The sequence below is a fragment of the Actinophytocola sp. genome, from assembly GCF_035712165.1.
GTDB lineage: Bacteria > Actinomycetota > Actinomycetes > Mycobacteriales > Pseudonocardiaceae > DASYTH01.
In genome coordinates this window covers 1-3,450 of the sequence record NZ_DASTBH010000370.1, presented here as the reverse complement: position 1 = coordinate 3,450, position 3,450 = coordinate 1, and the positions used below count along the sequence as shown (strand labels likewise).

The following is a 3,450-nucleotide window of genomic DNA, read 5'->3' as shown; positions in this document are numbered from 1 at the left end:
CGTCCACCGAGGACGTTCTGGCCGTCCCGGCGGCCGAACCAGAGGGCCATCGGGGCCGCCATCGCGGTGGACACCAGCGCCATCAGCACCAGCATGGTGAACAGCGTCGGGGACAGCACGCCGAGATCGAGCCCCACGTTGAGCACCACCAGCTCGGTCAGGCCGCGGCAGTTCATCAGTGCCCCGAGCTGCAGCGACCGGTTCCAGTTCTCCCCGACCGCCCGCGCGGCCACGGTCGAGCCGCCCAGCTTGCCGACCACCGCGACCACGAGAATGACCCCGCACCACAGCCACAGCTCCAGGTTGGTGCCGAGCAGACCGATCTCGGTGCGCAACCCGCTGTAGGCGAAGAACAGCGGCAGCAGCAGCGCGGTGGTCAGCCCACCCACCTTCTCGTGCAGCCATTCCTCGACCAGGTTGCCACGCGGGAACACCAGGCCGAACAGGAACGCACCGAACATCGCGTGCACACCGATCCACTCGGTGGCCATCGCGCACAGCAGCACGGCGACCAGGGCGAGCGGCGCGACGGTCCGAACCTTCGACGGCCCGACCGTGCTCAGATACCGGGTCAGCAGCGGGCGGACCACCTTGAACAGCAGGGCGACGAACACCCCGGTGAGCGCGATCGTGACCAGCACACCGGTCAGCGAGGACGCGGTGACCAGCGCCACGACCAGCGCCAGCAGCGTCCACGCGGTCACGTCGTCGACCACCGCGCAGGTCAGCGCCACGACCCCGACCTCGTGCCGGAACAGCCCGATGTCCTGCAGGATGCGCACCAGCACCGGCAGCGCCGTGACGCTCATGGACACTCCGAAGAACAGCGCGAAGGCCAGGTATCCCACGCCCTGCGGGGCGAACTTCGTGTAGGCCAGCACGGCCAGCACAACGCCCAGCAGGAACGGGAACGCGATGCTGACGTGGCTGACCACCACGGCCAGATGTCCCCGGCCGCGCAACAGCTTCGTGTTGAGCTCCAGGCCGGTCAGGAACACGAACAGGATGACCCCGATCTGGGCCAGCACGTTGAGCTGCGGCATGACCGCCTTGGGGATCAGCACGGCCGCACCGGCCGGCCAGACCGTGGCCAGCACCGAGGGTCCCAGCACGATGCCGGCGGTGATCTCACCGATCACCGGCGGCTGACCGAGCCGCTGCGCGAGCCAGCCGGCCGCCTTGCACGCCCCGACCACCACCGCGATCGCCAGCAGCAGTTGGGCCAGCGGGTGGCCGGCGGCCGTCTTGGCCGTCGACGCCGCTCCGCCAACCTCGCTCGCACCGGTCAGTAGGGCGACAGCGACCAGCACCGGGCCCACGACCAGCAGGACGTACACGCTGAGGGCCCGCAACCCTCGGCGCCGTACCGGCTCTTCAGTTTTGTTCTCCGTCATGTGCCAACCACTCCCTGTTGTCGTGTGGATGACGAACGCCGTGGCCCCCCGGCGCAGCCCGGGAGCCACGGCGCGTCAACAACCCTCAGCTGATGTCGGTCCGGGCGAACAGCGCACCCAGCGCCGTCGCCAGCTCGACATCCGCCGCTTCGACCGCGTCGGCGCAGCGCCACGCGACGAAACCGTCCGGCCGCACCAGAACGGCGCCGTTGGCGGTGATTCCGTGCGCCGCCTCGAACCGCCCGGTCGGGTCGGCCAGCTCGCCGCCCACCCGGTAGGCGTCCAGCGGAACTCCGGTGCGGTCGGCCAGCTTCGCCGCCACCTCCACCCAGTCCTGCCCGGCGGAACCGGCCAGCAGCACCGGCGCCTTGCCGTACAGGTCCAGCGTCGAGATCTCCGTGCCGGCCCGGCTGACCGGGTGGTGCGGGGCCCGGGTGCCCGGCTCGGCGTTCAGCTCGGTCGGCGGCACCGGGGCACCCTGCCCGTAGCGGTAGCCGAACACCGCGGTCGCGTAGGCGGCCGACTCGTCCTGCTCGGCCGCGTCGCCGGTGCGCTCCTGCATCATCGACAGCGTCTGCTGCAGCGTCATCCAGGCGACCGGCGCGCGCTCGGCCTGGTAGGTGTACAGCAGCTCCGCCCCGGCGGTGCCGTTCAGCACCGCGGCGAGCTTCCAGGCCAGGTTGTGCGCGTCCTGGATGCCCAGGCTGGCGCCGAAACCACCGGTCGGCGGCACCAGGTGCGCGGCGTCGCCGACCAGGAACACCCGGTCCACCTGGTAGCGCTCGACCACCTGGCCGCCGACGTAGAAGTTCAGCGCCTTCACCCCGCCGGCCGGCAGCTGCGGGATGATCTCCACGTCGAGGTCCGGCTGGCCGACGCCGGCCCGCACCATCTCGATGAAGTCCGCGTCGGTCAGGTCGTCGAGCGTGGTGCCCGGCGGCTGCGCGGCGGCGAACACCCAGCGCTTGCGGCCGTCGGCGGCGTAGAGGATGGTCTGCGGCGCCGGCTTGTCCAGGTAGGCCATGCCGATCGGCCGGCCCCGCAGCGCCTCGGTCAGGTCGGCGTCGAACAGCAGCGACAGCGCGGTGGCGAACTCGCCCGGCCCCTGCGGCTGCACACCGAGCTGGGCACGCACCGGGCTGCGGTGCCCGTCCGCACCGACCACATAGGACGCCCGCACGGTGTACTCGTTGCCGCCCTGACGGTCTCGGAGCACCACGTCGACACCGTCGGCGTCCTGGGTGAAGGACACCAGCTCGGTGTCGAACCGCAGCTCCGCGCCCAGCTCCACCGCTTTGGCGCGCAGCACGCTCTCCAGCCGGTGCTGGTCGATCGGCACCCACTCGCACGGGCTGACCTCACCGGTGGGGTCGGGCTGGTCGGTCGGGCCGCTGAAGATCTCCGGCCCGGCCAGCGTCTCCGCCCGCAGCATCAGCAGCTTGCTGAAGTCCGCGATGTTGGTTTCGGCCCACAGCGCGGACTCCAGGCCGACCTGGCGGTACACCTCGGTCGTGCGCGGGTTGATGCCGCGCGCCCTCGGGTGGCTCAGCGTGTCCGGGTGCCGCTCGACGACCAGCGCCTTGACCCCGTGCCAGCCGAGGAACACCGCGGTGGACAGTCCGCTCAGCGCACCACCGACCACGAGCACGCCGACCTCGTCACGATCCTGCATATCCTTTCCCTTCAAGAAGACGCGGGCCGGCGTGGTTGACGCACCGGCCCGCGCGAAGAGTGCACTGTGGTATCAGGCTTTGCGGCAGACGACGAGCGTGTCGTACTCCCCGAGCGCCGAGACGATGGTCGACTCGAAGCCGGCGTGCTCCGCGTGGGAGACCAGCTCGGTCGCGGTGTACTCCGAACCGCCGTCGGTGACCAGCAGCATGTCCAGGCTGATCACCAGGTTCTCGACGTAGGACGGACCCGGCTCGAGCATCCGGTCGTAGACCAGCAGGGAACCGCCGGGATTGAGCGCGTCGAACGCCTTCTTCACCAGGAAGCGGCGCTGATCGGCGTCCCAGTCGTGCAGGACGTGGCCCAGCACGGCGATGTCGGTGGA

At 70.7% G+C, this 3,450-nt stretch carries 3 protein-coding genes; all 3 read right to left on the bottom strand.

Annotated elements, in window-relative coordinates; all coding sequences use genetic code 11:
- Positions 1–1,394, bottom strand: a 1,394-nt coding sequence (locus VFO68_RS20445; RefSeq protein ID WP_325159943.1) for a cation:proton antiporter, incomplete at its 3' end; no start/stop codon positions are given.
- An 85-nt stretch (positions 1,395–1,479) separates the two neighbouring features.
- Positions 1,480–3,066: an FAD-dependent monooxygenase gene (locus tag VFO68_RS20440; protein ID WP_325159942.1), complete on the bottom strand. Its 1,587-nt coding sequence runs from the start codon at positions 3,064–3,066 to the stop codon at positions 1,480–1,482.
- Positions 3,067–3,138: 72 nt separating this feature from the next.
- A partial coding sequence (locus tag VFO68_RS20435; protein WP_325159941.1) for a methyltransferase occupies positions 3,139–3,450 on the bottom strand: 312 nt, incomplete at its 5' end.